The following is a 25,378-nucleotide window of genomic DNA, read 5'->3' on the forward strand; positions in this document are numbered from 1 at the left end:
TTATGAACAGTTTATTATCCTGGATGACAGCCACCTTTGGCGGTATTCTTACCAAAGAGGCGCTGGCGTTTGTGATTTCAATGGTACCGATTCTGGAGCTGCGCGGCGGACTGATTTTTTCCTCGGCGGCGGGCATTGATATGTGGAAGGCAATTCCAATCTGCATAGTCGGCAATCTGATTCCGGTGCCGTTTATCCTGCTTCTGATTACGCCGATTTTCAACTGGCTGAAAAAGACGAAAACCTTCCGCCCGATGGTGGAAAAACTGGAAAATAAAGCAATGAGTAAAAAGGGGCAGATTGAGAAATACAAGTTCTGGGGGCTGGTGCTGTTTGTCGGCATCCCGCTTCCGGGTACCGGCGCCTGGACAGGGTCTCTTATCGCGGCGCTGCTGGATATGGATTTCAAAAAAGCATTCCCGGCGGTGGTGATCGGCATCTGCATGGCGACCGTCATTATGACGACACTGTCCTACGTGATTCCGGGTCTGTTCTTCTGATGCGCATCGCCACAGCTAATTATAAAAGGTTCATCGGATCTTTTCACGTATGCAATGCGGGGCAGAAGCTGCGAAGCAGGCGGGCTGTGGCGAGCATGGCGTAGTGACTGAACGCTTACTTTCATGGAAAAAGCCGGGAATGATGCCCGGCGGCGGGAGCGGAGACGCCCGCGATACGGAAGGATTTGGGAGAAAAGAATGGATAATGAAGTGACAGCTTACAGCAGCTTTGCAGAGGTTTATGACCTTTTTATGAGTGAGATTCCATATGAAGCGTGGTATGAATGCGTGACGGCGGTGCTGGAGGAGGCGGGCATCTGCGACGGACTGGTGCTGGAGCTTGGCTGCGGGACCGGTACCTTTACGGAGCTGCTTGCAGCCGGCGGCTACGACATGATTGGCGTGGACAATTCTCCGGAAATGCTGGAGGCGGCAGCGCAGAAAAAGGAGCTCTCCGGTGCGGATATTCTGTATCTGTGCCAGGATATGCGCGCGTTTGAGCTGTACGGCACGGTGCGGGCGGTGGTAAGCGTCTGCGATTCCATGAATTATATCACGACAGAGGAAGACCTGCGGACGGTGTTTGCACTGGTGAATAATTATCTGGACCCCGGCGGGATTTTTCTGTTTGATTTAAAGACAGCTTATTATTTCCGCGAAGTGATGGGCGACTGCGTTCTGGCGGACAACCGGGAAGAGGCGAGCTACATCTGGGAAAACTATTATTATGAAGAAGAGCAGATGAACGAGTACGATCTGACGCTTTTTCTGCGGGAGAAAAACGGGCTGTACCGGAAACAGGAGGAGACGCATCTGCAGCGCGCCTATGAGCCGGACGAAATCCGGCGCCTGCTTGCGGAAGCGGGACTGGAATTTGTGCGGGCGTTTGACGCTGATACGCAGGGAGAAGTGCGCGCGGACAGCGAGCGGATTTACATTGTGGCAAGGGAGTGTACAAAGTGAAGGATTATATTGTAAGAGCAATGGCGGCAGAGGGGCAGATACGGGCGTTTGCCGCGACGACAAGGGAGCTTGTGGAGGCGGCGCGCAGCGCCCACAATACAAGTCCGGTGGCGACGGCGGCTCTGGGACGTCTCCTGACGGCGGGCGTGATGATGGGCAGTATGATGAAGGGCGATGAAGATCTGCTGACGCTGCAGATCAGAGCGGACGGTCCGCTGGAGGGACTGCTGGTGACAGCGGATTCCCACGGAAACGTGAAGGGCTATGCCGGAAATCCGGACGTTGTCATTCCGGCGAACAGCAGGGGCAAGCTGGACGTGGCGGGAGCGGTCGGTTCCGGCTTTCTGACCGTCATCAAGGATATGGGACTGAAGGAACCGTATTCCGGGCAGACGATGCTGCAGACCGGAGAGATCGCCGAGGATTTAACGTATTATTTTGCAACCTCCGAACAGGTGCCCTCCGCGGTCGGACTCGGCGTGCTGATGAACCGGGAAAACACCGTGCGCCAGGCGGGCGGATTTATTCTGCAGCTTATGCCGTTTGCGTCGGAGGAAGTGATTGCCTCCCTGGAGAAGAAAATTGCGGAGGTGACAAGTGTCACGGACATGCTGGAGGCGGGCTGCAGCCCGGAGAACATCCTGGAGCAGCTTCTCGGCGACCTGGGACTGGAGCTTACCGATACGATGCCGGCGCAGTTTCATTGCAACTGCTCGAAGGAGCGGGTGGCAAAGGCGGTGGTCAGCGTCGGAAAGAAGGAGCTGCAGTCGATGATCGACGAGGGAAAACCGATTGAGGTGAACTGCCACTTCTGCAATAAAAACTACAGCTTTTCCGTGGAAGAGCTGAAGGATTTGTATAAGCGCGCCAGCCGTGCGTAGCGCGGCAGAGCGTGACGGATTGCCGGCGGAGGATGACCGGTGCGGCGAGGCGGCGGAAACGACGTCTGCATAGAACGAAGAAAATGGGGGTACTTCCATGAGGCATGGATTTGTGAAGGTGGCGGCGGTGACGCCGGAGCTGAAAGTGGCGGACTGCATATATAATACGGCGCAGATCTGCGAGGCGGCAAAAGAGGCGGCGGACGCCGGAGCAAAAATTATCGTGTTCCCGGAGCTTGGCATCACGGGCTATACCTGCTGCGACCTGTTCTGGCAGGAGAGGCTGCTGGTTTCGGCAAAGGAAGGGCTGCGCAAAATTGTGGATGCCTCGCGAATGTGGGACGCTCTGGTGTTTGTGGGGCTTCCGTGGGAGAAAGAGCAGAAGCTTTACAATGTGGCGGCAGCCGTCAGCCGGGGACGGCTGCTCGGTCTGGTTCCGAAGCGTTTTCTGCCAAACTACGCGGAATTTTATGAGGCGCGCCATTTCACGCCGGGAGATGCAAATATTTCCTGGACGGAATTTGAGGGCAGCCCGGTGCCGTTTGGGCAAAATCTTTTGTTTGTCTGCCGGGAAATGGAAGGGCTGACAGTGGCAGCCGAGATCTGCGAGGATCTGTGGGCGCCCGACCCGCCGAGCACGCGGCATGCTCTGGCAGGCGCGACGGTGCTTGTAAATCTGTCGGCGAGCGACGAGAATACCGGAAAGAGCATTTACCGCGAGGCGCTGGTCGCTAACCAGTCGGCGCGCCTGATCTGCGGCTATCTTTACGCAAGCGCAGGCGAAGGGGAGTCGACGACCGACCTTGTCTTTGGCGGACATAATCTTATCGCTGAGAACGGAACTGTGCTGGCGCAGTCGCCCCGGTTCACAAACGGCATTATTTACAGTGAGCTTGATATCCACCGGCTGCGCAGCGAGCGCAGGCGCATGACCACCTTTCAATGTGCGGAAAACACAGAATACGAAAAAATCCCCTTCCATCTGGAAACGGAGGAAACGGTGCTGACGCGCGATTTCACGCCGATGCCCTTCGTGCCTGCAGACCGCGGGGACCGCGACCGCCGCTGCGAGGAAATCCTTATCATCCAGGCGCTCGGTCTGAAAAAAAGGCTGCTGCATACCGGGTGCAAATCAATGGTAATCGGCATTTCCGGCGGGCTGGATTCCACGCTGGCACTTCTGGTGGCGGCAAAGGCGGCGGATATGATCGGATTGGAAAGAAGCGCTATCCTCTCCGTCACAATGCCCTGCTTTGGCACCACGGACCGCACCTACCGCAATGCCTGTGAACTGACGGAAAAGCTTGGCGCTACACTGAGAGAGGTGAATATCCGTAATGCCGTGCAGGTTCATTTCCGGGATATCGGTCACGATCCGGATGAGCATGATGTCACATATGAAAACAGCCAGGCGCGCGAGCGCACGCAGATACTCATGGATCTTGCCAATAAGAGCGGCGGTCTGGTGATCGGAACCGGCGATCTGTCCGAGCTGGCGCTTGGCTGGGCGACCTACAACGGCGACCACATGTCCATGTATGCGGTCAACGCATCCGTCCCCAAGACACTTGTGCGCCACCTTGTGCGCTACTATGCGGATACCTGCGGCGATGAGGCGCTTGCAGGCGTGCTGCAGGACGTGCTGGATACGCCTGTCAGCCCGGAGCTTCTGCCGCCGAAGGACGGCGTGATCTCCCAGCGGACAGAAGATCTCGTCGGTCCTTACGAGCTGCACGATTTCTTCCTGTATCATATGCTGCGCTGCGGGGAAGAACCCTCCAAGGTTTACCGCCTTGCTGAAAGGGCGTTCGCGGGCACTTATGACAGAGAAACGATCCTGAAATGGCTGAAAACCTTTTACCGCAGGTTTTTCGCGCAGCAGTTCAAGCGCTCCTGCCTGCCGGACGGACCGAAGGTGGGAAGCGTGGCGGTATCCCCGCGCGGCGATCTGCGGATGCCGAGCGATGCCTGCGTGCGCATCTGGATGCAGGAGCTGGAGTGCCTGCAGGCGGAGAAAATGTGATGAGAAGTCATATAATGCCTGTGTGCCATCGGGAACGATACGTGTCCGGACAGAGAAAAGTGCCGGAAAAAAATCGTTGATCTGCCGGTCAGCGCGCGGCAATTTCCAGCGCCGCGTCGATCGCCTGCAGCAGCATCTGCGAGGTGTACTGGCTGGACGCCTCGTAATAAATGTCTTTGGTGGACTGTGTTTCGCAGACCTGCACGGCGATTTTATCCAGCGCCGGCTGCATCAGCGGAAACATGGCGGCGGAGGTCTCGCTTAAATTCACAAGCTGGATGCCGTTGATATGGTCTGCGTCGACGACCACCTGCAGATCCATCACGTTGTTGTTCAACGTGACGGGAGTGGAGTACACACCCGCTATATAGGCGGAAGTCTGGGCGGTCCGGGAGGCGGTGTTTCCGTGCGGGCGGAACATCAGAAACAGCAGCACCAGCAGGGTGATGCCGAGCGCGGCAAAGATAGCGGTGTAGATTAATTCACGTTTTTTCATAATAATGATTTTGGTTTTAGAGCTCATACGTAGTCCTCTGGATATGTATTTGGTACATTCTATGCAGGAGTGCGTGCGGACTGAACAGGGAATCAGAAATTTTTCAAACAGGAGGGTTTTTCATGAGTTATGTAATTTCAACCGATACAACATGTGATTTTCCGGAGGAATATTATCAGCAGCATGAGCTGAATGTGCTGTCGCTTTCCTATATTCTGGACGGAGAGACGTATTTCCGCGGAGGAAAGGAATTGTCATCGTCGGATTTTTATGCGAGAATGCGCGCCGGCTCCATGCCGACCACCTCGCAGGTGAATCCGGAGAGCGCCCGCGCCTCCTTCGAGCCGGTATTAAAGGAGGGCAAAGATATTCTTCACATCGCCTTCTCCAGCGGACTGAGCGGAAGTGCGAACAGCGCGCGGATTGCGGCGCAGGAGCTGATGGAGGAATACCCGGAACGGAAAATTATCGTAGTAGATTCCCTCTGCGCATCCCTCGGCGAGGGGCTGCTGGTGCATAAGGCGCTGGAAAAAAAGGAAGCCGGAATGGGAATGGAGGAGCTGGCGGCATGGTGCGAGGAAAATAAGCTGCACATTATCCACAGCTTTACCGTGGACGATCTGTTCCACCTTTACCGCGGCGGACGCGTGTCGAAGGCGGCGGCGGTCGTCGGAACCATGATCAGCCTGAAGCCGGTGATGCACGTCAACAATGAAGGGAAGCTGATTCCGCTTTACAATGTGCGCAAAAGAAAACGCTCGCTGCAGGCGCTGGTGGATGCGATGGAGCAGAAGCAGGGCAGCTTTGCCGGCAAAAACGACATCGTATTTATCAGCCACGGGGACTGCCTGGAGGAAGCTGAGTACGTGAAAAAGCTGGTGCAGGAGCGCTTCGGCATCACGAAATTCCTCATCAATCCGGTCGGTCCGGTCATCGGTGCGCACTCCGGTCCGGGAACGATGGCGCTGTTCTTTATGGGAGATTCCAGAGAGTAAAGCAAGAACCTGCACCCGCCATAGAGCTGGCTCATGCTGGTCATACCTTTTGAACCTGACATCATATGTATAAAGAAAAACTCCTTTGGGGAAGCTATTACAGATAATCCCACAAAGGAGTTTTTTATTATGAAAGAAATGATTTCGGAGGACCTTTATGAAAATATGGAATATTTTCATGAAAAACTCCAGGTAACGAAAAATTTTGACATGATATACCGGATGCTTTCGGTGGGCGGCAGGGATGCCTGCCTTTATTTTATCGAGGGTTACATTAAGGATGATATCATGGAAAAGCTGCTGGAGTTTTTTCACTCGCTCACACCGGAGGATCTGCCGCAGACCAGCCACGAGCTGACGCACAGCTATATCCCCTATGTGGAGGTGGATATGGTGCAGGAGAAGGAGCAGATCATCACAAACATCCTCTCCGGCGTGGTCTGCCTGCTGATTGACGGCTATGACAAATGCTTTGCGATTGACTGCCGCTCCTACCCAATGCGCAGCGTGGAGGAGCCGGACAAGGATAAAACGCTGCGCGGCTCGAAGGATGGCTTCGTGGAGACGGTGGTGTTTAATACGGCGCTGATACGCCGACGGATACGCAGCCCGCAGCTTACGATGGAAATGCTGAGTGCGGGGGAAAGCTCGCGCTCCAATATTGTGCTCTGCTATATGCAGGGGCGTGCGGACGAGGCGCTGGTGCAGAAGCTGCGCGAGAGAATAGAATCGCTGCAGGTGGACGCTCTGCCGATGAGCCAGGAGAGTCTTGCAGAGGCAATCTATAAAAGAAAATGGTTCAATCCGTTCCCGAAATTTAAGTACACGCAGCGCCCGGATACGACTTCTGCCAGCCTGCTGGAGGGCAAGATAGCGATTCTCGTGGACAATGCGCCGACGGCGATTCTGCTTCCGGTCACGATTTTTGACATTATGGAGGACGCGGATGATTTCTATTTTCCGCCGCTTACGGGGAGCTACCTGCGGTTTTCCCGCTTTGTGATTGCGTTTTTATCGCTGCTGCTGACGCCGGTGTGGCTTTTATTTATGCAGAATCCGCAGTGGATACCGCCCTGGCTGGATTTTATTAAAGTGGCGGATACGGTGTATGTGCCGATTCTTCTGCAGCTTTTGATTCTTGAATTTGCCATCGACGGTCTGAAGCTGGCGGCGGTGAACACGCCGCAGACGCTCTCGACGCCGCTCTCCGTGATCGCCGGTATCGTGGTGGGTGAATTTGCGGTAAAATCCGGCTGGTTCAACAGCGAAACGATGCTGTATATGGCGTTTGTTGCGATTGCCAATTATACGCAGTCCAATTTTGAGCTTGGCTATGCGCTGAAATTCATGCGCATCCTGCTGCTCGTGCTGGTGGGAATATTCGGGGGCTGGGGACTTGCCGCCGGAATACTCATCTGCGTGCTGTGCATCGCCTGCAACCGCACCGTTTCCGGGACCAGCTATCTGTATCCGCTGATTCCGTTTGACGGCAGGCAGCTTGCGCGCAGACTTTTCAAAAAAAGAACTGCATAATATGAAAAAAATAAGGGATATTAATATTGTGAAATAAGCCGGAGAACCAGAAAGAGGAACACCGGCAGAAAAATGGACATAAAACATCAGAAAAGGAGACCTGACCTATGAAGTATGCAAAACAAAAAGTGACAGGAATTCTGCTGGCGCTGGGACTGTCCGTAGTTCTTGCGGGATGCGGAAATGACAGCAACGGAAAGAATAACACGACTGCGACGTCGGAAAACCGCGCCACGGAGAACAGAAAGACAGAGAAGACGACGGAGAATACCGGCGCGACGGATAAAAACGATGGGACGGCTGACAACGGCAATGTCAACAGCGCGACAGATGATGCGGCAAGAAATAACGCGACAGACGGCGATGGGCTGAGTGAGATTGGCGAGGGCATCGGCGAGGTCGGAGACGGCATTATTGACGGCGCGGAGGACATTGTGGATGACGTGACGGGCAACCGCAGGGACACCGACAATACGGACAATAATAATACCAGAAATACGGATGCGGCAAATCCGTAAATGCACGCGGGCTGACGCCTGCGCCAGCCTCAGACAGATTCTGTGATGCGAGGCTGACCCGGCGGGGCTGAGGCGTGTGAACCTGATTTTGGCGGTCTGGCAGCGCACATACCCCTCTTCGGAGGGGGATGTTTACATAATATCTGATTATCTTGCAAATTTCCGGAAAAAAATTTAAAAAATTTGCACAAAAAACTACCACAATGGGAAATTTTGTGATACAATTTTGACATAGTATGAAAAAGAGAGGTGTAATTGTTATGGCAAAAGAAATGATTGCAATGCTTCTTGCTGGCGGACAGGGTTCCCGTTTGTATGCATTAACACAGAAGCTTGCAAAACCAGCAGTTCCATTCGGCGGAAAATACCGTATTATCGATTTCCCGCTGTCAAACTGCGTGAATTCGGGGATTGATACCGTCGGTATTCTGACACAGTATCAGCCCCTGGTATTAAATGAGTACATAGGAAACGGTCAGCCGTGGGATCTGGACCGTCTCTACGGCGGGGTTCATGTGCTTCCGCCTTATCAGCAGGCTTCCGGCTCTGACTGGTACAAGGGCACGGCAAACGCGATTTATCAGAATCTTTCCTTCATAGAGCGTTACGACCCGGAATATGTCATCATTCTTTCCGGCGACCAGATCTGCAAGCAGGACTACAGCGATTTCCTGAGATTCCATAAGGAAAAGGGCGCAGAGTTCAGCGTGGCGGTCATGGAGGTTCCGTGGGAAGAGGCTCCGCGTTTTGGTCTGATGGTTGCAGATGAGGACGACAGGATCACAGAATTCCAGGAAAAACCGAAGAACCCGAAATCCAACCTGGCTTCTATGGGTATCTATATCTTTAACTGGGATATTCTGAAAAAGTATCTGACGGAGGACGAGGCGGACCCGAATTCCGAAAACGATTTTGGAAACAACATTATTCCGAACCTTCTGCGCGACAACCGCAAGATGTACGCTTATCATTTCAGCGGTTACTGGAAGGATGTCGGAACGATTTCCTCCCTCTGGGAAGCAAACATGGAAGTGCTCGACCCGGAGCACAGCGGTATTAACCTGTTCGATGACAACTGGAAGATTTACAGCCGCAACAGCGGTATGACCGGTCACAAGATCAGCAGCGACGCAGTAGTGGAGAACTCCATGATTACAGACGGCTGCCGTGTGAAAGGAAATGTAAAGCATTCGATTCTGTTTGCCGGCGTGCATGTAGAGGAAGGCGCAGTGGTGGAGGACGCCGTTGTTATGGGCGGCACCGTGATTAAATCCGGCGCGGTCGTAAAACACTGTATCATTGCAGAAAATGTAACGATTGAAGAAAATGCGGTTGTCGGGGCAATGCCGGAGGGCGATGTGGCCGGAGTTGCGACCGTCGGCGCGGGCATCCGTATCGGCTGCAACGCAAAAATCGGTCCGAACGCGATGGTAAATAAAAACGTAGAGGATGGTGAAGAACAATGTTAAATTCAAATAAGAGAGCATTGGGGATTATTTTCCCCAACAGTTATGACGCGCTGGTTCCCGAACTTGTGAATGTGCGTCTGATGGCTTCCATCCCCTTCGCAAGCCGTTACCGCATGATTGACTTTGTGCTCTCAAGCATGTCAAATTGCGATATTGATAATATTTCCATTATGGTAAACAACAATTATCACTCTCTGATGGATCATCTCGGCTCAGGCCGCGAGTGGGATCTGGTGCGCAAAAACGGCGGTCTGCATATCTTCCCGCCCTTTGCGGAGAAACAGTCCAAGCCGTTTGTAGGACGCGTCGGCGCGCTTGCAAGCATTCTGGATTTCCTGCGCGAGCAGAAGGAAAAATATGTGGTAATGTCCGACGCGCATATCGCGGTAAACTTTGATTTTAACGCCATGATCGACGCGCATATCGCAAGCGGTGCGGATGTCACGGTTGCGTACAACGAGCAGGAGCTGCCGGAATATATCCAGAAGTCGAATGACAAAGGCTATTATTACACCTTCTCTATTGATAACGGCAGAGTAACCAAGATGTACATCAATCCGAGAGAGACGGGAATCCAGAATTTCGGCATGAATATTTATGTAATCGACCGTCAGCTTCTGATTGACCTGGTAAATACGGCGTTTGTGCGCGGACAGGAGTTTTTCGAGCGCGATATTCTGGCTCCGCAGCTTGCAAGACTGAATGTGCAGGCGTATAAATACGAGGGCTATCTGGCGCGCATCAGCGGCATGAAGAGCTACTTCGATGAGAACATGAAGCTTCTCGACGACTACAACCTGGATGGTCTGTTCAGCAGAGCGCCGATCTACACCAAGATTCGCGACGATAACCCGTCCAGATACATCAACGGCGCAAAGGCTACGAATGTAATGGTAGCTGACGGCTGCATCATCGAGGGCGAGATTGAAAACAGTATTCTGTTCCGTGGCGTAAAGGTTGCAAAGGGCGCCAAGGTGAAAAACTGCATTCTGATGCAGGATACCGTAATCGAAGCGGGCGCGGATATCGAGTATCTGATTACCGATAAGAACGTTACCATCACTGCAGGCAAGGAAATGAAGGGAACCGATACCTTCCCGTTCTATATTGCAAAATATCACACAGTGTAGGAGCCTGCGGCAGTGTTTGCAGTTCCGGAGAATGCCGGGAACTGCACATAGAGGATAAATTGTATTTAGAGGATATAAAAATACCGCCGGGGCGTAAGGCTCCGGCGGTTATTGCGTTGCCATGCATACGACAAAAACGTCCAGTGGACGTTTTTTAGTATTGTTCTGAGGTATGTCAGGCTCTGCAGCGGAAAGTTTCCCGGCGTCAGAATGCTCTTTGCTGCCTGCTCCTACAGGCAGGCTTTGATTTTCTCAATCATTTCTTCGTATTCTGCGTCGCTTAAATATTTTTTATCCGGATTCATCTGGAACACGCCGCCCCATTCATCCCCACCGTTGTATTTCGGAACGAGGTGGAAATGCAGATGGCAGCCGGTATCCCCGTAAGCGCCGTAATTCAGCTTGTCCGGATGGAAAGCGGCGTGAATGGCTTTTGCAGCCCGCGTTACGTCCGCAAAGAAACGGTTGCGCTCCTCCTCGCTGATATCCACGATTTCGCTTACATGGTCCTTATAGGCGACAATGCAGCGCCCCGGTTTGCTCTGCTCCTTAAAAAGAATCAGCTGGCTCACGTCCAGGTCGCAGATTTTGATGCCGAATTTTGCCAGCGGCTCCCCGCCGACACAGTAACCGCAATTTGTGTCCTTCATAAAAATCTCCATTCCGCCGCCTTTCAGTTGGCGGCACAAATAGTAATGAAAGTCTTCCAATTCCCCACGTTGCTGATAAAATAATTGTTAAAGAAGCTATACTACAAAGCACGGGGAGGTAAGTTGTAAAGGCTTTCTTCCGTTTTAGACAGCATAAAAATCAGTGTAAGTTTCATCTTTCAAGCACAAATAAGTGGCTCTGTCAGACCGTACAGTAAGAATTGTTTTAACTTCTCTGTTAAATGTGTGGTGGAACAGTCAATGGCTTCTTTATCTCATTCTGAAAGGAGTTCTGACCATGAAAGTTGTTTACCAAACCTGCTGTGGCGTCGATGTTCACAAATCTTTTCTCGTTGCCACAATCATCAAAACCTCTTCCGGTATAGAACCTTCTTATCAAAAGAAGCGTTTCTCTACCTTCAACAATTCTATCCTGCAATTCAAAGACTGGCTTATGAAAAACCAGTGCCGGGATGTCTGCATGGAATCTACCGGTAAATACTGGGTTCCTGTATTCAACCTTTTGGAGGATGAAATTAATGTCACCATTGCCAATCCCAAATGGGTAAAAGCGGTCAAAGGCAATAAGGATGATACAAAAGATTCCAGGTGGATTGGGGATTTGTTCCGATTAGGTCTGGTTCCAGGAAGCTATATCCCCTGTAAACCAATCCGTATCCTGCGTGAATTTACAAGATACCGTTACAAACTGACCTCCTGCCGTACCAGTGAAAAGAACAGATACCAGAATGCGCTTACTGTCTGTAATGTCGCATTAGATTCGGTTGTTTCCGATATCTTTGGGAAATCAGCTGCATCTGTTATTGATTACCTGATCGGGCAATCCGACAATTCCATCAACCACGAAGAAATAGCCTCCAGACTCCTCCGTTCCCTAAAGAAGAAGTCTGACAGTGTCATTGAATCCATCGAAGGGTACCAGATGACTGACTCCCAAAAATACCGTATGCGCCTCGTCCGCGCACATCTGGATTATATCACATCCACGATAAATGATATAGACACTATGCTTGATTCTTTGGTTGCTCCTTATGAAAATGCTGTCCAGTTACTGTGTACCATTCCGGGTGTTGACCGTAACAGTGCAGTCACTGTTATCTCCGAGACTGGTACCGATATGGCTCCGTTTTCCAGTTCCAAACGCTTATGCTGCTGGGCGGGATTAACTCCCGGAAGCAATGAATCTGCTGGTAAGAAGAAGTCTGTCAGAATAACACGTGCCGGTGTCTACCTCAAACCTGCATTGGTGCAAGTCGCCCATGCAGCCGTAAAATCTGATAAATCTCCTTACTACAAACAGAAGTATGAACGCATTAGGAAGCGCCGTGGTAAAAAACGTGCCATCATTGCTATCGCCCGGATGATTCTTACCGCTGTCTACCAGATTTTGTCTACAGGCGAAGCGTGGAACCCGACCGACCTATACAAGATTGATATGCCTGAACCTCTAAAAGAAAAACAGAAGGAAAAGGCGATCAGGCAGGCTAAGAAACTACTTATCAGCGAAGGGATAATTTCCGAATCGCAATTAGCTTCTTAACACTTTATCTCAATACATTTTTTCAATGGCTGCCATAAGACAGCTTATTAAAGTGCGCCATTTATCGGCTGTCCTCTACTTTCTTTCACAGTACATCCTCCCATATTGTTGATTTTACGTTCCGTAATGCCGCTGCGCCGCCAGTGCGAAGCAGCAGAAGCCGGATTCTGCTTTTAGTATACCACATTCTCTGTAAAAGTCCATTTTAAAAGCACATTTCAAAAGCGATATCGCCCCGCTCGAAGGGAAATTTGTTTTTATCGACCGGAATTTTCCTGAAGCCAAATTTCCGGTAAAGATGGACTGCCTGTGCGCATTTGTGGTTGGATACGATGATTATTTTTGGGATTTTTTTCTCTTTTGCATAGTCGATACATGCCCGGAGACATGCGCTGCCCGCGCCAGTCCCGGTGTACATTCCCCTGGCGGCAAATTTCATGATCTCCCAGTCGCCGTCTTCTCTTGGGGCAATCATGCAGCACGCCATTACCGCACCGTCGTCATCGAGAGCAAAAAATATCTGACCGCCCTTTTCGATACTTGGTTCAATATTGCTTAACTCCCGTATATCCTCCTCTTCAATGGCAAACATTTCGGAAATCCATTTTTTATTCATTTCGATGAAATCTTCTTTATATCTGGAATCATATGGAACGATTTTCATTGTAGCAGCCTCCTTTTTGCAATAATTCTATGATGGTATCAAATGCCTGCTCCATGCGGAGCCGGTCCTCTGCGGAAAGCTCCCGCAGGATAGCTTCTATCTCTTCGTTTGATTTGCGTATCAGCTCCTCCGCCCGCTGTTTTCCCTTTTCGGTAAGAAATAAATCCCAGGCCCTCCGGTCCCTGGCGGAAGAGACCTTCCAGAGATAGCCGCTTTTTTCATAGCCGGCGAGAATTTTGCTCAGATAGCTCTTGTCGATATTCATGACCCTGGCAATGTGGGCGGCGTTGCAGCCCTCACTCTGATAAATTTCAAAAAAGACCCTTGCCTCCGTTACCGAATACTCCGAGCCGAGATAGTGATTGCCGAGTAAATTCATCGCCGGCATGTAAAATCGGTTAAACGCCCGCACTTTCTCTACAATGTTGCTGTAACTCATAAGATTGCTCCTTTTTGATTAGTTGACAAATTCCACTATCATCATAGAGGAAATAGTGGAGTTTGTCAACTATTGTTTATAGATATTTATTATGGTTGAGGGGTCCGTGGAAAAAGTTTCAGCATATTAAAAAAACTATGTCATTGGCATTTTTGCTTGACATATACTCTTGGAAGCTTTACAATAAAAATAACTTTACAATATAAAGAAAAAGGAGAAACGTTATGGAATTGTCACAGAAAAAGATTTATAATGATATTGAGGAAATTAAGACAACGATTGAATGTTCTAAAAGAAAGCTTTCCGGACCATACCGGCTGTTTTTGGGGTATGGCATTGTGCAGGGGATAATTTTCATTCTTAATCTGACAGGAAGCATTATCTGGAATCCGGACAATGGGATTCCATATTTTAACTTTGCAGTAGAAATGGCGGGAGCAGGGGCGGTTGTGATTTTATATTTGCTCGTATATGGAAGAGAAAAGCACACATCTAACAAATATTATCTGACGGCAATCAGTATATGGGGGCTTATAGCTGCCATATTGCCTTTTTTGATGCTAGCAGCAAGACTGGTAATTATTGTGTGGGGAAAGAATTTTGCAGTGCATTCGATGTATCTTCTGGAAGAATATAAAATGCTCATAAATATGCTGCTTGTATGTACTGCCATGATTATGACAGGATATGTCGTTGATAAAAAATGGCTGACGGTTTTATCCATGCTGCTTTTGTTTTGCTTTGTTATTATAAATATTTTTCCAGATGTATATTATTCACTTTCTATAAAGGGGATAGAACGGCAGGTTACACTGGCAGGACTGTTCTATTTGCTGGTGAATATTTGGGGATATATTGGTCTTGGATTATTATTATATCGGGAGAAGAAGAATGCAGATATCTAATATACCAGAAGCATTTAGCCTGTCTATCAGAATAAAATTAATCAGTTGCTTACTGGATGGGGAAAAATCATTTAAAGATATAAAACAGATTACAAAAGCAACAGACGGAAATATCAGCGTGCAGTTATCAAAACTTGAAGAATGGGGATACGTCAGGTCTGAAAAGACAATATGTGGAAAACGACCAAAGACAAGTTATAAAATAACAGATTTTGGAATCCGGCAGTTTGAGGAATATGTTAGTTTATTAGAATCGATGCTAAAGACGGTTTCTATATCTGAGTCAGAGAGAGAAAAAAAGTGTATATGAGAGTTTTTTACATCTGGCTGTAAAGAGTTGTCAATCTGCCTCTGGAAGCGGAATGGCTGGACAGCAGGAACGAAATTTAGTACAATGAAGAAGATATACAGGTGATAAAAATAATAATTGTGGGAGAGCGCTATGTCGGAAATAATAATGGTCAATCAGACCGAATATACTATCATAAAGCTGCTGGGGCACGGAAAGGGCGGCTACTCTTATCTGGCAAAGAGCGGGCAGAAGAGGTGTGTGCTGAAACAGATTCACCATGAACCGTGCGATTACTATTCTTTCGGCAATAAAATCGAAGCGGAAAGAAATGATTACCAGAGGCTGCTGGCGGCAGGCATCCGGATTCCGGAAATGCTGGATATCGATATCGCCAGAGAAAGAATCGTAAAGGAATATATTGACGGACCGACCATCTATGAGCTGGTCAGGGACGATGCCATGAAGGAGAGCTATGTCAGCCAGGTAAGAAGAATGGCGCAGCAGGCGGAGGCGGCGGGGCTGAATATTGATTATTTTCCGACAAATTTTGTTGTGCAGGAGGAGCTGCTCTATTACATTGATTACGAGTGCAATCAGTATATGGAAGAGTGGAGCTTTGAAAACTGGGGGAAAAACTACTGGTCCCGGACACCGGAATTTATGGAGTATCTCAAAAACCATCCATAGAGGATTTTCCGGAACTGATGAGGGAACCAAAGCAAATTTTCGCAGAAAGTATAACAGTGAAAAACAGTAGAAAACAGTGGAAAGGGAGCAGTATGCTGGAGATAAGGACAGAAAAGATTTCTGAGCAGCGGGAAACAGAAAATGTAGTGCGGGAGGCTTTCTGGAATGTTTACACGCCGGGCTGCGTGGAGCCTTACCTGGCGCATCAGATGCGCGGCTGCGCGGGTTTTCTGCCGGAGCTGGATCTGGTCGCGGCAGAGGACGGGAAAATTATCGGACAGGTTATGAATGTAAAATCCTGCATTTCAGGGGATGATGGAGAATGCTTTGAGGTGGTCACGCTCGGCCCCATCGCAGTGCTGCCGCAGTATCAGAAAAGAGGCATCGGTGCAGGGCTGATAGCTGAGGTAAAAAAGCTTGCCGGGCGGATGGGCTGCCGGGCGATCATTCTCTGCGGCAATCCGGAATATTATGCAAAACAGGGCTTTGAGCCTGCGGAGCGCTACGGCATCCGCAACGCGGAAAATATGTTCGCGGATGCCCTGCAGGTATACGGCTTGTATGAGGGCGCGCTGGAGGGGATCGCCGGGAAATACTTTGAAAATGAAATATACAATGTCGACGCGGATGCGGCAAAGAAATTTGACGGAAGCTTTCTGCCGAAGGAGCTGCTGGATAACACCCCTTCGCAGAAAGCCTTTCTGGAAATCGCCGGACGCTGCCGCCCATGCGAGGGAAAATGACGCCGCCTGCGCAGGCAGACATGCTTCTGCGAAGGGAAATAACGCCGCCTGCGCAGGCAGACATGCTTCTGCGAAGGGAAATAACGCCGCCTGCGCAGGCAGACATGCTTCTGTGAAGGAAAATAACACTGTCTGCACCGGCCGGGCAGGCATCCGCAGCGGGAAAATGGCGGAAGAGCCCTGCTGTGCCAGCGATTTGGTATGTCTGTAGAAAAAGAAAGAGAGGAAGAATCATGCGTTTTCGCCCATGTATCGATATTCATAACGGAAAGGTAAAACAGATTGTTGGCGGGTCGCTCTGCGACGAGGGGGACCGGGCAGAAGAGAATTTTGTATCGCAGGCGGACGCCGCGTTTTATGCGGAGTTCTATAAGAAAGACAACCTTCGCGGCGGTCATATTATATTACTGAATCCGGAGACGTCGCCGTATTATGACGCGACCAGGGAGCAGGCGCTGCGGGCGCTCGCTGCATGGCGTGGCGGGCTGCAGATAGGCGGCGGCATCCGGGACGATAACGCCGCCTTCTGGCTGGAGCACGGGGCGTCGCATGTGATTGTGACCAGCTTTGTGTTCAGAGACGGCAGGCTGCACTATGAAAATCTTGAAAAAATGATGCGTGCGGTGGGAAAAGAGCACCTTGTACTGGATTTAAGCTGCCGGAAGCGGGACGGGCAGTATTATATCGTGACAGATCGCTGGCAGAAGTTTACAGATGTGATTCTGACGGAACAGGTACTTGACGACCTATCCGGATACTGCGATGAATTTCTCATCCATGCCGTCGACGCGGAGGGCAAAGCGCGGGGCATTGAGACGGAGCTTGCCGGACTGCTGGGAAGCTGGGCGAAGATCCCGGTGACTTATGCGGGCGGCGTTGGAAGCTTTGCAGATATCGAGGCGCTTGGCCGTCTCGGACGCGGAAAAATCGACGTCACTATCGGAAGTGCGCTGGATTTGTTCGGGGGAACAATGGCGTACCGCGAGGTGCTGGCGTTTCTGGAGGCGACTCATGGCTAAACGCCATATGACAAATCCCAGAAGCATCTGCTTACATGCTGCCGGCATGACGCATCTGTTTCTGGTATTTGCCGCATAGCTGAGTAGTTGGTTAAAATTTTGTGAAATATGACAAATACGATTGAAAAATCAGACAAATCATGGTATTCTTATACTATGACGGAGGCGGAAGGAGGGAACATTTCAGCCGCTTCCGGAAGGAAAATTGACGGAAAAGGAGTGATTGTATGAGATTTACTATCAGCGGAAAAAACATCGAGATTACGGAGGGGCTCCGGACCACTGTTATGGACAAGCTTGGCAAGCTGGAGAGATATTTTACTCCTGACACTGAAATCATCGTTACCATGAGTGTCGAAAAAGAGAGACAGAAAATTGAAGTCACGATTCCGGTAAAAGGCAATATTATCCGGTCGGAGCAGGTGAGCAACGATATGTACGTGTCGATTGACCTGGTGGAGGAGGTAATCGAGCGGCAGCTGCGCAAATATAAAAACAAATTAATCGCAAAGCACCAGGAGGGCAGCAACTTCCGGCGCGAGTTTATTGAAAAGGAAGAAACAGTTGAACCGGAAGAGGTGAACATCATCCGCACCAAGCACTTTGGCATCAAGCCGATGTATCCGGAAGATGCCTGCATCCAGATGGAACTGCTCGGACATAATTTCTTCGTATTCTGCAATGCGGAGACAGAGGAGGTAAATGTCGTATATAAGCGCAAGGGCAACACCTACGGGCTGATAGAACCGGAGTTTTAGATTTGCCGGATAAAAGATATATATAAATTATAAATAACGCCCGCATATTATTGGAATATGCGGGCGTTTAAAACTGCCGCAAAGGGAAAAATGCAAATTAAGCGGGAGCATCTTTTAAAATAATTCCGGCTCAGTCTTTAATCCGCGACCTTTATCAGACACGTTTTTCCACGGAATGCCGCGCCATAACATAGCACGGTCTTATATCCTTCAAGTTCAAGGTTCTTCTTGTACTGCTCCTTTTCAATCTGCTCCAGCGCATCCGCACACGCCTTTTCCAGGTTGTTCCCGTTTTCTTTTTTTCCAGACCATTTCACTTCAATCACAAGCGCGCGCCTGCGCCGCTGTTCTTTTATAATGACATCCGCCCGTCCGGTTCCGGCTTCTGAATTTGACTTCACTGCATATCCCGCGCCCAGGAACATACCTGTGACCATCGCATGATAGTAATCTTCTTTATAGTCAAAGTAACTGATTGTGTCAAACAGGATGTCTGTGATTTCCTGCGTCAGCTTTTTTGCGTCGCCGCCCCACCAGGCTTCAAACAGGGCAGTGCGGTCCTGTGCTGCAATTTTTTCCTCGAACCACTTTTTTATTGTACCGCTGAACACAGATTTCACTTCTTCATTTGGGATGCGCAGCGCCACTTTTCCATCCTCCGGCTGCATTCCCTCCGGAAGTTTCTCTGGCGGAACCTGTGTCAGATATCCTGTCAGATACAGGATGCTCCAAAGGTTATCCTCTGTGGAATGGGCAATATCGTAGGTCAGGTCCTCGCGGACCGGCTCCTGGATTACGCCTCCGGCGAGCAGGGTCTCAAATTTGTCGTTGACATTGATCTGCGGATGGTCGATAAAACGCCGGATAATATTGTTGTGGCTCGTATCGATCCAGTAGTTTTCCGGCTTTGCAGTCCGGTCAGTCAGCAGCGCATCTACATGATTGATTACATCCCAGGGGCAATATATTTCTTTGCCACCGAAATTGTATCCGTCATACCATTTTTTCATCTCAGGCAGTGCATCCCGTAATTCAGCAGCATCCAGCAATGCGGTCACTTCTGCTTCACTAAACCCAAAACAATCCCGGTATTTTTTATTGGAAACCGAATTGGAGATGAAATTGTTTGCTCCTGTGAAGATACTCTCCTTTGCGATCCAGAGGCATCCGGTTATCACAGCAAACTTTAGGTTCGGATCAGACTTCCATGTCATACCAAGCAGACTGCGTATTACCTCCAGCATATCACCATAGTAATCATTATCGCTGGCTTTTGCTAACGGAACGTCATATTCATCAATGAGCAAAATCACTTCTTTGCCATAATGTGCTCTCAGCATACGAAGCAGTGTGTCTAATGCACACTGGACGTCTGTCATATCTGCTTCCCGGTTCTTTAAACGCAGAAAGACTTTTTTGTCAGTCTTGTCTGCACGTGGACTCGTCTCCAGATACGAGTGCTCAATGCAAAGTTTTGAGATGGTTTGTTCCAACAGCCCATACGCATTCCTAAATGTTCTTCCATCCACATCTTTCAGCGTCAAAAACAGAACTGGCCACTGGTTCATCCATTTTTCGCAAAATATGGTGTCTTTTGTGATCTCAAGGCCCTCAAAGATTTTTTTAGTATCTTTCCGGATATCAAAAAATTCAGCCAGCATACTCATCATAAGAGTCTTTCCAAAGCGGCGTGGTCTGGTAATTAAATTTACATCGAATGTCCGATCCAGAAGTTCCTTAATGAATCCGGTCTTATCGATATAGTAGCAATTATTTTCCCGCACCTTTGCAAAATTATCAATGCCATATGGCAGATTCACTTTTGCCATTTTATCCACACTCCTTTCCTGGCTGTCCGGATTTCTTTAATGTTTATCATACCATAAAACTTCCCATGTAGTAAGAGGGATTACAGATAAATTCTCTGAAAGCAGAATTGCTGAAAAAAATTATTGTGTAAATGCCGCAAAGGTGATAGAATAATCGGTAGTGTATTTAAAAATAAACAGATGCATCCTATCTGTAGAATACAGGAGTATTAAGAATGAGTGTTTTTACAAAGCTATTTGGAACCCACAGTGAGCACGAGCTGAAGCGGATCAAGCCGCTGGTGGACAAGGTGGAGGCGTTGCGCCCGACCATGCAGGCGCTGTCCGATGAGCAGCTCCGTGCGAAAACCGATGAGTATAAAAAGCGTCTGGCGGAGGGCGAGACGCTGGACGACCTGCTGCCGGAAGCATTTGCGACAGTGCGCGAGGCAGCGAAGCGCGCCATTGGTCTGGAGCCGTACCGCGTACAGATCATCGGCGGTATCATTCTGCACCAGGGGCGTATCGCCGAGATGCGTACCGGTGAAGGTAAGACGCTGGTATCCACGCTCCCGGCGTACCTGAACGCGCTGGAGGGCAAGGGCGTCCACATCGTTACGGTTAACGATTATCTGGCGCACCGCGATGCCGAGTGGATGGGCAAGGTACATGAATTTCTCGGTCTGACGGTCGGCTGTGTCTTAAACGACATGGACAACGACGAGCGCCGCAAAATGTATAACTGCGACATCACCTACATCACGAACAACGAGCTTGGCTTCGACTACCTGCGCGATAACATGGTCATCTACAAGGAGCAGCTTGTGCAGAGAGGTCTGCATTACGCCATCATCGACGAGGTCGATTCCGTACTGATCGATGAAGCGCGTACCCCGCTGATTATTTCCGGGCAGAGCGGAAAATCCACAAAGCTCTACGAGGTGGCGGACATTCTGGCGCGTCAGCTCCAGCGCGGCGAGGCGAGCGGCGAGGTCACAAAGATGTCGGCAATCATGGGCGAGGAAATCACCGAGACCGGCGACTTCATTGTCAATGAAAAAGATAAAATCGTTACCCTCACACAGCAGGGTGTGGAAAAGGTAGAGAAATTCTTCCAGATTGAAAACTTTTCCGATGCGGAGAACCTGGAGATCCAGCACAACGTCGATCTGGCGCTGCGCGCGAATTATCTGATGTTCCGCGACCAGGATTATGTGGTAAAGGACGACCAGGTTATGATCGTCGATGAATTTACCGGACGTATCATGCCGGGACGCCGCTACTCCGACGGTCTGCATCAGGCAATCGAGGCGAAGGAGCATGTGAAGGTAAAGCGTGAGAGCAAGACGCTTGCCACCATCACCTTCCAGAACTTCTTTAATAAATATGACAAGAAGGCGGGCATGACCGGTACGGCGCTCACCGAGGAAAAAGAGTTCCGTGACATCTACGGCATGGACGTTATCGAGATCCCGACCAACAAGCCAGTGGCGCGTGTGGATCTGGAAGACGCCGTTTACATGACGAAGAAGGAAAAATACAACGCGGTGGTCAATGCCATCGAGGAAGCCCACAAGAAGGGACAGCCGGTGTTGGTGGGCACCATCACGATCGATATATCCGAGCTGCTCTCCGGTATGCTGAAAAAGCGCGGCATTCCGCATAAGGTGCTGAACGCCAAGTTTCATGAGCTGGAGGCGGAAATCGTTGCCGATGCCGGCGTACACGGCGCAGTTACCATTGCCACCAACATGGCGGGGCGTGGTACCGATATCAAGCTGGATGACATATCCAGAGAGCTGGGCGGTCTGAAAATCATCGGTACGGAGCGTCACGAATCGCGGCGTATCGACAATCAGCTCCGCGGACGTTCCGGACGTCAGGGCGACCCCGGAGAATCCAGATTCTATATTTCGCTGGAGGATGACCTGATGCGTCTGTTCGGCTCCGAGCGTCTGATGGGCGTGTTCCGCTCCCTCGGCGTGGAGGAAAACGAGCAGATTGAGCATAAGATGCTGTCCTCCTCCATCGAGAAGGCGCAGGAGAAGATCGAGGGCAACAACTACGGTATCCGTAAAAACCTGCTGGAATATGACCAGGTAAACAACGAGCAGCGTGAGATTATCTATGCGGAGAGACGCCGCGTGCTGGACGGCGAGAACATGCGCGACGCCATCACGAAGATGATTAAAGACGTGATCGGACGCACGGTGGACCAGGTAATCGGCGACCACCAGGACAGCTCCGAATGGGATGTGAATGAGCTGAATTCTATCCTTCTGCCGACCATCCCGTTAAAGCCGCTGAAGCCGGAGGATGTCGCGAAGCTGAGCAAGAAGGAGCTGAAGGAGCAGCTTGTGGAGCAGGCGCAGGAGCTTTATGCGGAGAAAGAAAAGCTGTTCCCGTTTCCGGAGGAAATGCGTGAGCTGGAGCGCGTCATCATCCTGAAGGTAATCGACCGCAAGTGGATGGATCACATCGATGATATGGACCAGCTCCGTCAGGGTATCGGTCTGCAGGCTTACGGGCAGAAGGATCCGCTTGTGGAATATAAGATGAGCGGCTTTGAAATGTTTGATGAAATGACGGCGAACATCCAGCTCGATACGCTGCGTCTCCTGTTCCATGTCCGCGTGGAAGAGAAGGTGGAGCGCGAGGAAGTCGCAAAAGTGACCGGAACGAATAAGGACGATACGCTTGCGAGAGCGCCGCAGAAGCGCGCCGCGGAGAAGGTGTATCCGAACGACCCGTGTCCTTGCGGAAGCGGTAAGAAGTATAAACAGTGCTGCGGACGTAAAAAATAAAATGATGTTATAGAGGAAAAAGATAACGCCAGGTATCTTCGCAGGTATTCCCCCGGAAAGCTATGGGAAGTACAGAGGAGCCTGGCGCTTGCAGCTTTTTTGCTCATACGTGATAGCGTCTCACATGTCAGAGCGCCTGCGTAAGCGGGCTTACACAGCGCTCTGCCACGGAGACCGGGCTTTTAATGAAAATTTGTAGAAAGAAGGTGACAGAATGGTCGAATTAGATCAGTTCCGCTATACGCTTGGAACATACAAAAAACCATTACTGGAAGTGAGGGATTCACTTTGACCTCGCTAACAAAGAGAAGCGGATTGAAGAATTAGAGCGGAAAATGGAGGAGCCCGATTTCTGGGACGACCCGGAGAGCTCGCAGGAATCCATGAAGACCCTGAAGGCATTAAAGGACGATGTGGAGACGTATGCCGTTTTAAAGGAGCAGTACGAGGAAATTGAGACGCTGATCGAGATGGCATACGAGGAGAACGATGCGTCGCTGATTCTGGAGATCCAGGAGACGCTGGATTCCTTTATCGCGACGTTTGAGAATATCCGCATCCGCACGCTGCTGTCCGGGGAATATGATAAAAATGACGCTATCGTGACGCTTCACGCGGGCGCGGGCGGCACGGAATCCTGCGACTGGGCGGGTATGCTGTACCGCATGTATACGCGCTGGGCGGATAAAAAGGGCTACACCGTGGAGGTGCTGGATTATCTGGACGGCGAGGAAGCGGGCATCAAATCCGTCACCTTTGAGGTGCGCGGGGAAAATGCCTACGGTTACCTGAAATCCGAGAAGGGCGTGCACCGTCTGGTGCGGATTTCGCCGTTCAACGCGGCGGGCAAGCGGCAGACCTCGTTTGTATCCTGCGATGTGATGCCGGATATAGAGGAGGATTTGGATATCGAAATCCGCGAGGAGGATCTGCGCATCGATACCTACCGCTCCAGCGGCGCCGGCGGACAGCACATTAACAAGACCTCTTCGGCAGTCCGCATCACCCATCTGCCTACGAATATCGTGGTGCAGTGCCAGAATGAGCGCTCGCAGTTCCAGAATAAGGACAAGGCGATGCAGATGCTGAAAGCAAAGCTCTATCTTCTGAAGCAGCAGGAGAATGCGGAGAAGGTTTCCGGTATCCGCGGAGAGGTGAAGGAGATTGGCTGGGGCAACCAGATCCGCTCCTATGTCATGCAGCCGTACACGATGGTCAAGGACCACCGCACTAATGCGGAGACCGGCAATGTGGACAGCGTCATGGACGGAAATATTGACCTGTTCATCAATGCGTATCTGAAGTGGATCGCGCTTGGAACAAAACAGGAGGAAGCATAAATGGGAATTATCAGAACGGCATTTAGTACCATAAGGGGAACTGTAAATTCTGCGGTGAACGACCAGTTTCTGGAGGTCGTCGAGCCGGGAGAAATGGGCGAAGGAACCGTACTCACGAAAGGCGTGACGGTGCGGCGCGGAAGCAACCGCCGGGGAACGCCGGATACGATTTCCGACGGCTCCGTCATCCATGTTTATGACAATCAGTTCATGATTCTGACGGACGGCGGCAGAATCATTGATTACACAGCGGAGCCGGGGTACTATACAGTAAAAAATTCCTCGCTGCCGTCGATGTTCAACGGACAGTTTGACGATGCGCTGCAGGAATCCTTTGCGCGTCTGAGATACGGCGGCACGACGCCGGTCGCGCAGAAGGTGTTCTATATCAATCTGCAGGAAATCAAGGGCATCAAATTCGGCACCCGCAATGCGGTAAACTATTTTGACAGTTTTTACAACGCGGAGCTGTTTCTGCGCGCGCACGGCACCTATTCCATAAAAATCACCGACCCGCTGAAATTCTATGCGGAGGCGGTTCCGAGAAATGCCGTCCAGGTGCAGATTGAGGATATCAACGCCCAGTATCTGTCGGAATTTCTGGAGGCGCTGCAGACGGCGATCAACCGCATGTCGGCGGAGGGCGTCCGTATTTCCTATGTGTCCTCGAAAGCGTCCGAGCTTGGCAGATATATGGCGGACGTGCTCGACGATACCTGGACGAAAACGCGCGGGATGCAGATTCAGTCGGTCGGCATCGCCAGCATTTCCTATGATGAGGAATCGCAGCGGCTGATCAACATGCGCAACCAGGGCGCGATGATGGGTGACCCGAATATCCGTCAGGGCTATGTGCAGTCCGCGGTGGCGGGCGGAATGCAGGCGGCAGGCTCCAACCCGAACGGCGCAGCGGCAGGCTTTATGGGCATGAATATGGGGATGAACGCGGCGGGCGGCTTTGTCGGGCAGGCTTCCCAGGCGAATCTGCAGCAGATGCAGCAGAACGCGCAGGCGGCAGGGGCCGGTATGCAGCAGGCGCCGCAGCGGAGCGCGTGGACCTGCTCCTGCGGGGCGGTCAATAACGGCAATTTCTGCAGCCAGTGCGGCAGACCGGCTCCGTCAGCCGGCACGTGGACCTGTTCCTGCGGGGCAGTCAATAACGGCAACTTCTGCAGCCAGTGCGGAAAGCCGCGTGCGTAG

The 25,378-nt window shown here is 50.8% G+C and carries 24 protein-coding genes; 19 read left to right on the plus strand and 5 right to left on the minus strand.

Annotation, left to right across the window (positions count from 1 at the left end):
- Positions 1-2: 2 nt before the first annotated feature.
- The 4 genes from NQ534_RS16315 to NQ534_RS16330 all read left to right on the plus strand — a co-directional run bounded on the left by NQ534_RS16315 (position 3) and on the right by NQ534_RS16330 (position 4,367).
- Positions 3-500: a COG2426 family protein gene (locus NQ534_RS16315; protein ID WP_050778393.1), complete on the plus strand. Its 498-nt coding sequence runs from the start codon at positions 3-5 to the stop codon at positions 498-500.
- 210 nt (positions 501-710) lie between these two features.
- The gene (locus NQ534_RS16320) at positions 711-1,463 is read left to right on the plus strand and encodes a class I SAM-dependent DNA methyltransferase (RefSeq protein WP_040785579.1); all 753 of its coding nucleotides are present in this window, start codon (positions 711-713) and stop codon (positions 1,461-1,463) included.
- A complete protein-coding gene (gene hslO, locus NQ534_RS16325; RefSeq protein ID WP_006864536.1) occupies positions 1,460-2,344 on the plus strand; it encodes an Hsp33 family molecular chaperone HslO in 885 nt (294 codons plus the stop codon). The genes NQ534_RS16320 and hslO overlap by 4 nt, the downstream gene beginning before the upstream one ends.
- Before the next feature lie 97 nt (positions 2,345-2,441).
- A complete protein-coding gene (locus tag NQ534_RS16330; protein ID WP_006864535.1) occupies positions 2,442-4,367 on the plus strand; it encodes an NAD(+) synthase in 1,926 nt (641 codons plus the stop codon).
- Between the two features lie 88 nt (positions 4,368-4,455).
- On the opposite strand, the gene NQ534_RS16335 is transcribed toward NQ534_RS16330, so the two are convergent.
- Positions 4,456-4,890: a hypothetical protein gene (locus NQ534_RS16335; RefSeq protein ID WP_006864534.1), complete on the minus strand. Its 435-nt coding sequence runs from the start codon at positions 4,888-4,890 to the stop codon at positions 4,456-4,458.
- A gap of 95 nt (positions 4,891-4,985) precedes the next feature.
- On the opposite strand from NQ534_RS16335, the gene NQ534_RS16340 reads away from it, so the two are divergent.
- The 5 genes from NQ534_RS16340 to glgD all read left to right on the plus strand — a co-directional run bounded on the left by NQ534_RS16340 (position 4,986) and on the right by glgD (position 10,508).
- On the plus strand, positions 4,986-5,858 hold the full coding sequence (locus tag NQ534_RS16340) for a DegV family protein (RefSeq protein WP_006864533.1): 873 nt from the start codon (positions 4,986-4,988) through the stop codon (positions 5,856-5,858).
- Between the two features lie 129 nt (positions 5,859-5,987).
- A complete protein-coding gene (locus NQ534_RS16345) occupies positions 5,988-7,391 on the plus strand; it encodes a spore germination protein (RefSeq protein WP_040785576.1) in 1,404 nt (467 codons plus the stop codon).
- A 107-nt stretch (positions 7,392-7,498) separates the two neighbouring features.
- Positions 7,499-7,909 carry a hypothetical protein gene (locus tag NQ534_RS16350; protein WP_006864531.1) on the plus strand — a complete coding sequence of 137 codons (411 nt, stop codon included), beginning with the start codon at positions 7,499-7,501 and terminating at the stop codon, positions 7,907-7,909.
- A 260-nt stretch (positions 7,910-8,169) separates the two neighbouring features.
- Positions 8,170-9,378 carry a glucose-1-phosphate adenylyltransferase gene (locus tag NQ534_RS16355; RefSeq protein WP_040785568.1) on the plus strand — a complete coding sequence of 403 codons (1,209 nt, stop codon included), beginning with the start codon at positions 8,170-8,172 and terminating at the stop codon, positions 9,376-9,378.
- The gene (glgD, locus tag NQ534_RS16360; protein ID WP_006864529.1) at positions 9,372-10,508 is read left to right on the plus strand and encodes a glucose-1-phosphate adenylyltransferase subunit GlgD; all 1,137 of its coding nucleotides are present in this window, start codon (positions 9,372-9,374) and stop codon (positions 10,506-10,508) included. The genes NQ534_RS16355 and glgD overlap by 7 nt, the downstream gene beginning before the upstream one ends.
- Positions 10,509-10,738: 230 nt before the next feature.
- Here glgD and NQ534_RS16365 read toward each other — a convergent pair whose 3' ends face one another.
- Positions 10,739-11,158, minus strand: coding sequence for an HIT family protein (locus NQ534_RS16365; RefSeq protein ID WP_040785573.1), 420 nt, complete (start codon positions 11,156-11,158; stop codon positions 10,739-10,741).
- A 298-nt stretch (positions 11,159-11,456) separates the two neighbouring features.
- On the opposite strand from NQ534_RS16365, the gene NQ534_RS16370 reads away from it, so the two are divergent.
- On the plus strand, positions 11,457-12,719 hold the full coding sequence (locus tag NQ534_RS16370; protein ID WP_260042789.1) for an IS110 family RNA-guided transposase: 1,263 nt from the start codon (positions 11,457-11,459) through the stop codon (positions 12,717-12,719).
- 205 nt (positions 12,720-12,924) lie between these two features.
- On the opposite strand, the gene NQ534_RS16375 is transcribed toward NQ534_RS16370, so the two are convergent.
- Together NQ534_RS16375 and NQ534_RS16380 are read right to left on the minus strand one after the other, a co-directional pair.
- A complete protein-coding gene (locus NQ534_RS16375; RefSeq protein ID WP_006863385.1) occupies positions 12,925-13,383 on the minus strand; it encodes a GNAT family N-acetyltransferase in 459 nt (152 codons plus the stop codon).
- Positions 13,364-13,822, minus strand: a complete 459-nt coding sequence (locus NQ534_RS16380; RefSeq protein ID WP_006863384.1) for a MarR family winged helix-turn-helix transcriptional regulator — start codon at positions 13,820-13,822, stop codon at positions 13,364-13,366. Before NQ534_RS16380 ends, NQ534_RS16375 begins: the two co-directional genes overlap by 20 nt.
- A 224-nt stretch (positions 13,823-14,046) precedes the next feature.
- Here NQ534_RS16380 and NQ534_RS16385 point away from each other — a divergent pair, with 224 nt between their 5' ends.
- The 6 genes from NQ534_RS16385 to hpf all read left to right on the plus strand — a co-directional run bounded on the left by NQ534_RS16385 (position 14,047) and on the right by hpf (position 18,226).
- A complete protein-coding gene (locus NQ534_RS16385) occupies positions 14,047-14,727 on the plus strand; it encodes a hypothetical protein (protein WP_006863383.1) in 681 nt (226 codons plus the stop codon).
- Positions 14,714-15,037: a transcriptional regulator gene (locus NQ534_RS16390; RefSeq protein WP_006863382.1), complete on the plus strand. Its 324-nt coding sequence runs from the start codon at positions 14,714-14,716 to the stop codon at positions 15,035-15,037. The genes NQ534_RS16385 and NQ534_RS16390 overlap by 14 nt, the downstream gene beginning before the upstream one ends.
- A 132-nt stretch (positions 15,038-15,169) precedes the next feature.
- Positions 15,170-15,706: a BUD32 family EKC/KEOPS complex subunit gene (locus NQ534_RS16395; protein WP_006863381.1), complete on the plus strand. Its 537-nt coding sequence runs from the start codon at positions 15,170-15,172 to the stop codon at positions 15,704-15,706.
- Between the two features lie 56 nt (positions 15,707-15,762).
- Positions 15,763-16,449, plus strand: a complete 687-nt coding sequence (locus NQ534_RS16400; protein ID WP_242655390.1) for a GNAT family N-acetyltransferase — start codon at positions 15,763-15,765, stop codon at positions 16,447-16,449.
- 233 nt (positions 16,450-16,682) lie between these two features.
- Positions 16,683-17,468, plus strand: coding sequence for a phosphoribosylformimino-5-aminoimidazole carboxamide ribotide isomerase (gene hisA, locus NQ534_RS16405; RefSeq protein WP_006863378.1), 786 nt, complete (start codon positions 16,683-16,685; stop codon positions 17,466-17,468).
- 227 nt (positions 17,469-17,695) lie between these two features.
- Positions 17,696-18,226 (plus strand): ribosome hibernation-promoting factor, HPF/YfiA family, encoded by a 531-nt coding sequence (gene hpf / locus NQ534_RS16410; protein WP_006863376.1) that lies wholly within the window; start codon positions 17,696-17,698, stop codon positions 18,224-18,226.
- Positions 18,227-18,363: 137 nt separating this feature from the next.
- Here the strand turns inward: hpf and NQ534_RS16415 are convergent, their stop codons facing one another.
- Positions 18,364-20,055, minus strand: a complete 1,692-nt coding sequence (locus NQ534_RS16415) for an AAA family ATPase (protein ID WP_006863375.1) — start codon at positions 20,053-20,055, stop codon at positions 18,364-18,366.
- A 215-nt stretch (positions 20,056-20,270) separates the two neighbouring features.
- Between NQ534_RS16415 and secA the strand changes: the two genes are divergently transcribed.
- From secA to NQ534_RS16430, 3 genes are all read left to right on the plus strand, one after another.
- Positions 20,271-22,838, plus strand: coding sequence for a preprotein translocase subunit SecA (secA, locus tag NQ534_RS16420; RefSeq protein WP_006863374.1), 2,568 nt, complete (start codon positions 20,271-20,273; stop codon positions 22,836-22,838).
- 214 nt (positions 22,839-23,052) lie between these two features.
- Positions 23,053-24,178, plus strand: a protein-coding gene (prfB, locus tag NQ534_RS16425; protein ID WP_143115828.1) for a peptide chain release factor 2 whose coding sequence is annotated in 2 segments (ribosomal slippage) — positions 23,053-23,127 and positions 23,129-24,178 — 1,125 coding nt in all. Because the reading frame shifts where the segments join, the coding sequence is not laid out codon by codon here.
- Positions 24,179-25,378 carry an SPFH domain-containing protein gene (locus tag NQ534_RS16430; RefSeq protein ID WP_006863372.1) on the plus strand — a complete coding sequence of 400 codons (1,200 nt, stop codon included), beginning with the start codon at positions 24,179-24,181 and terminating at the stop codon, positions 25,376-25,378.

Origin of the sequence: Marvinbryantia formatexigens DSM 14469 (genome assembly GCF_025148285.1) — a bacterium.
Taxonomy (GTDB): Bacteria; Bacillota; Clostridia; order Lachnospirales; family Lachnospiraceae; genus Marvinbryantia; species Marvinbryantia formatexigens.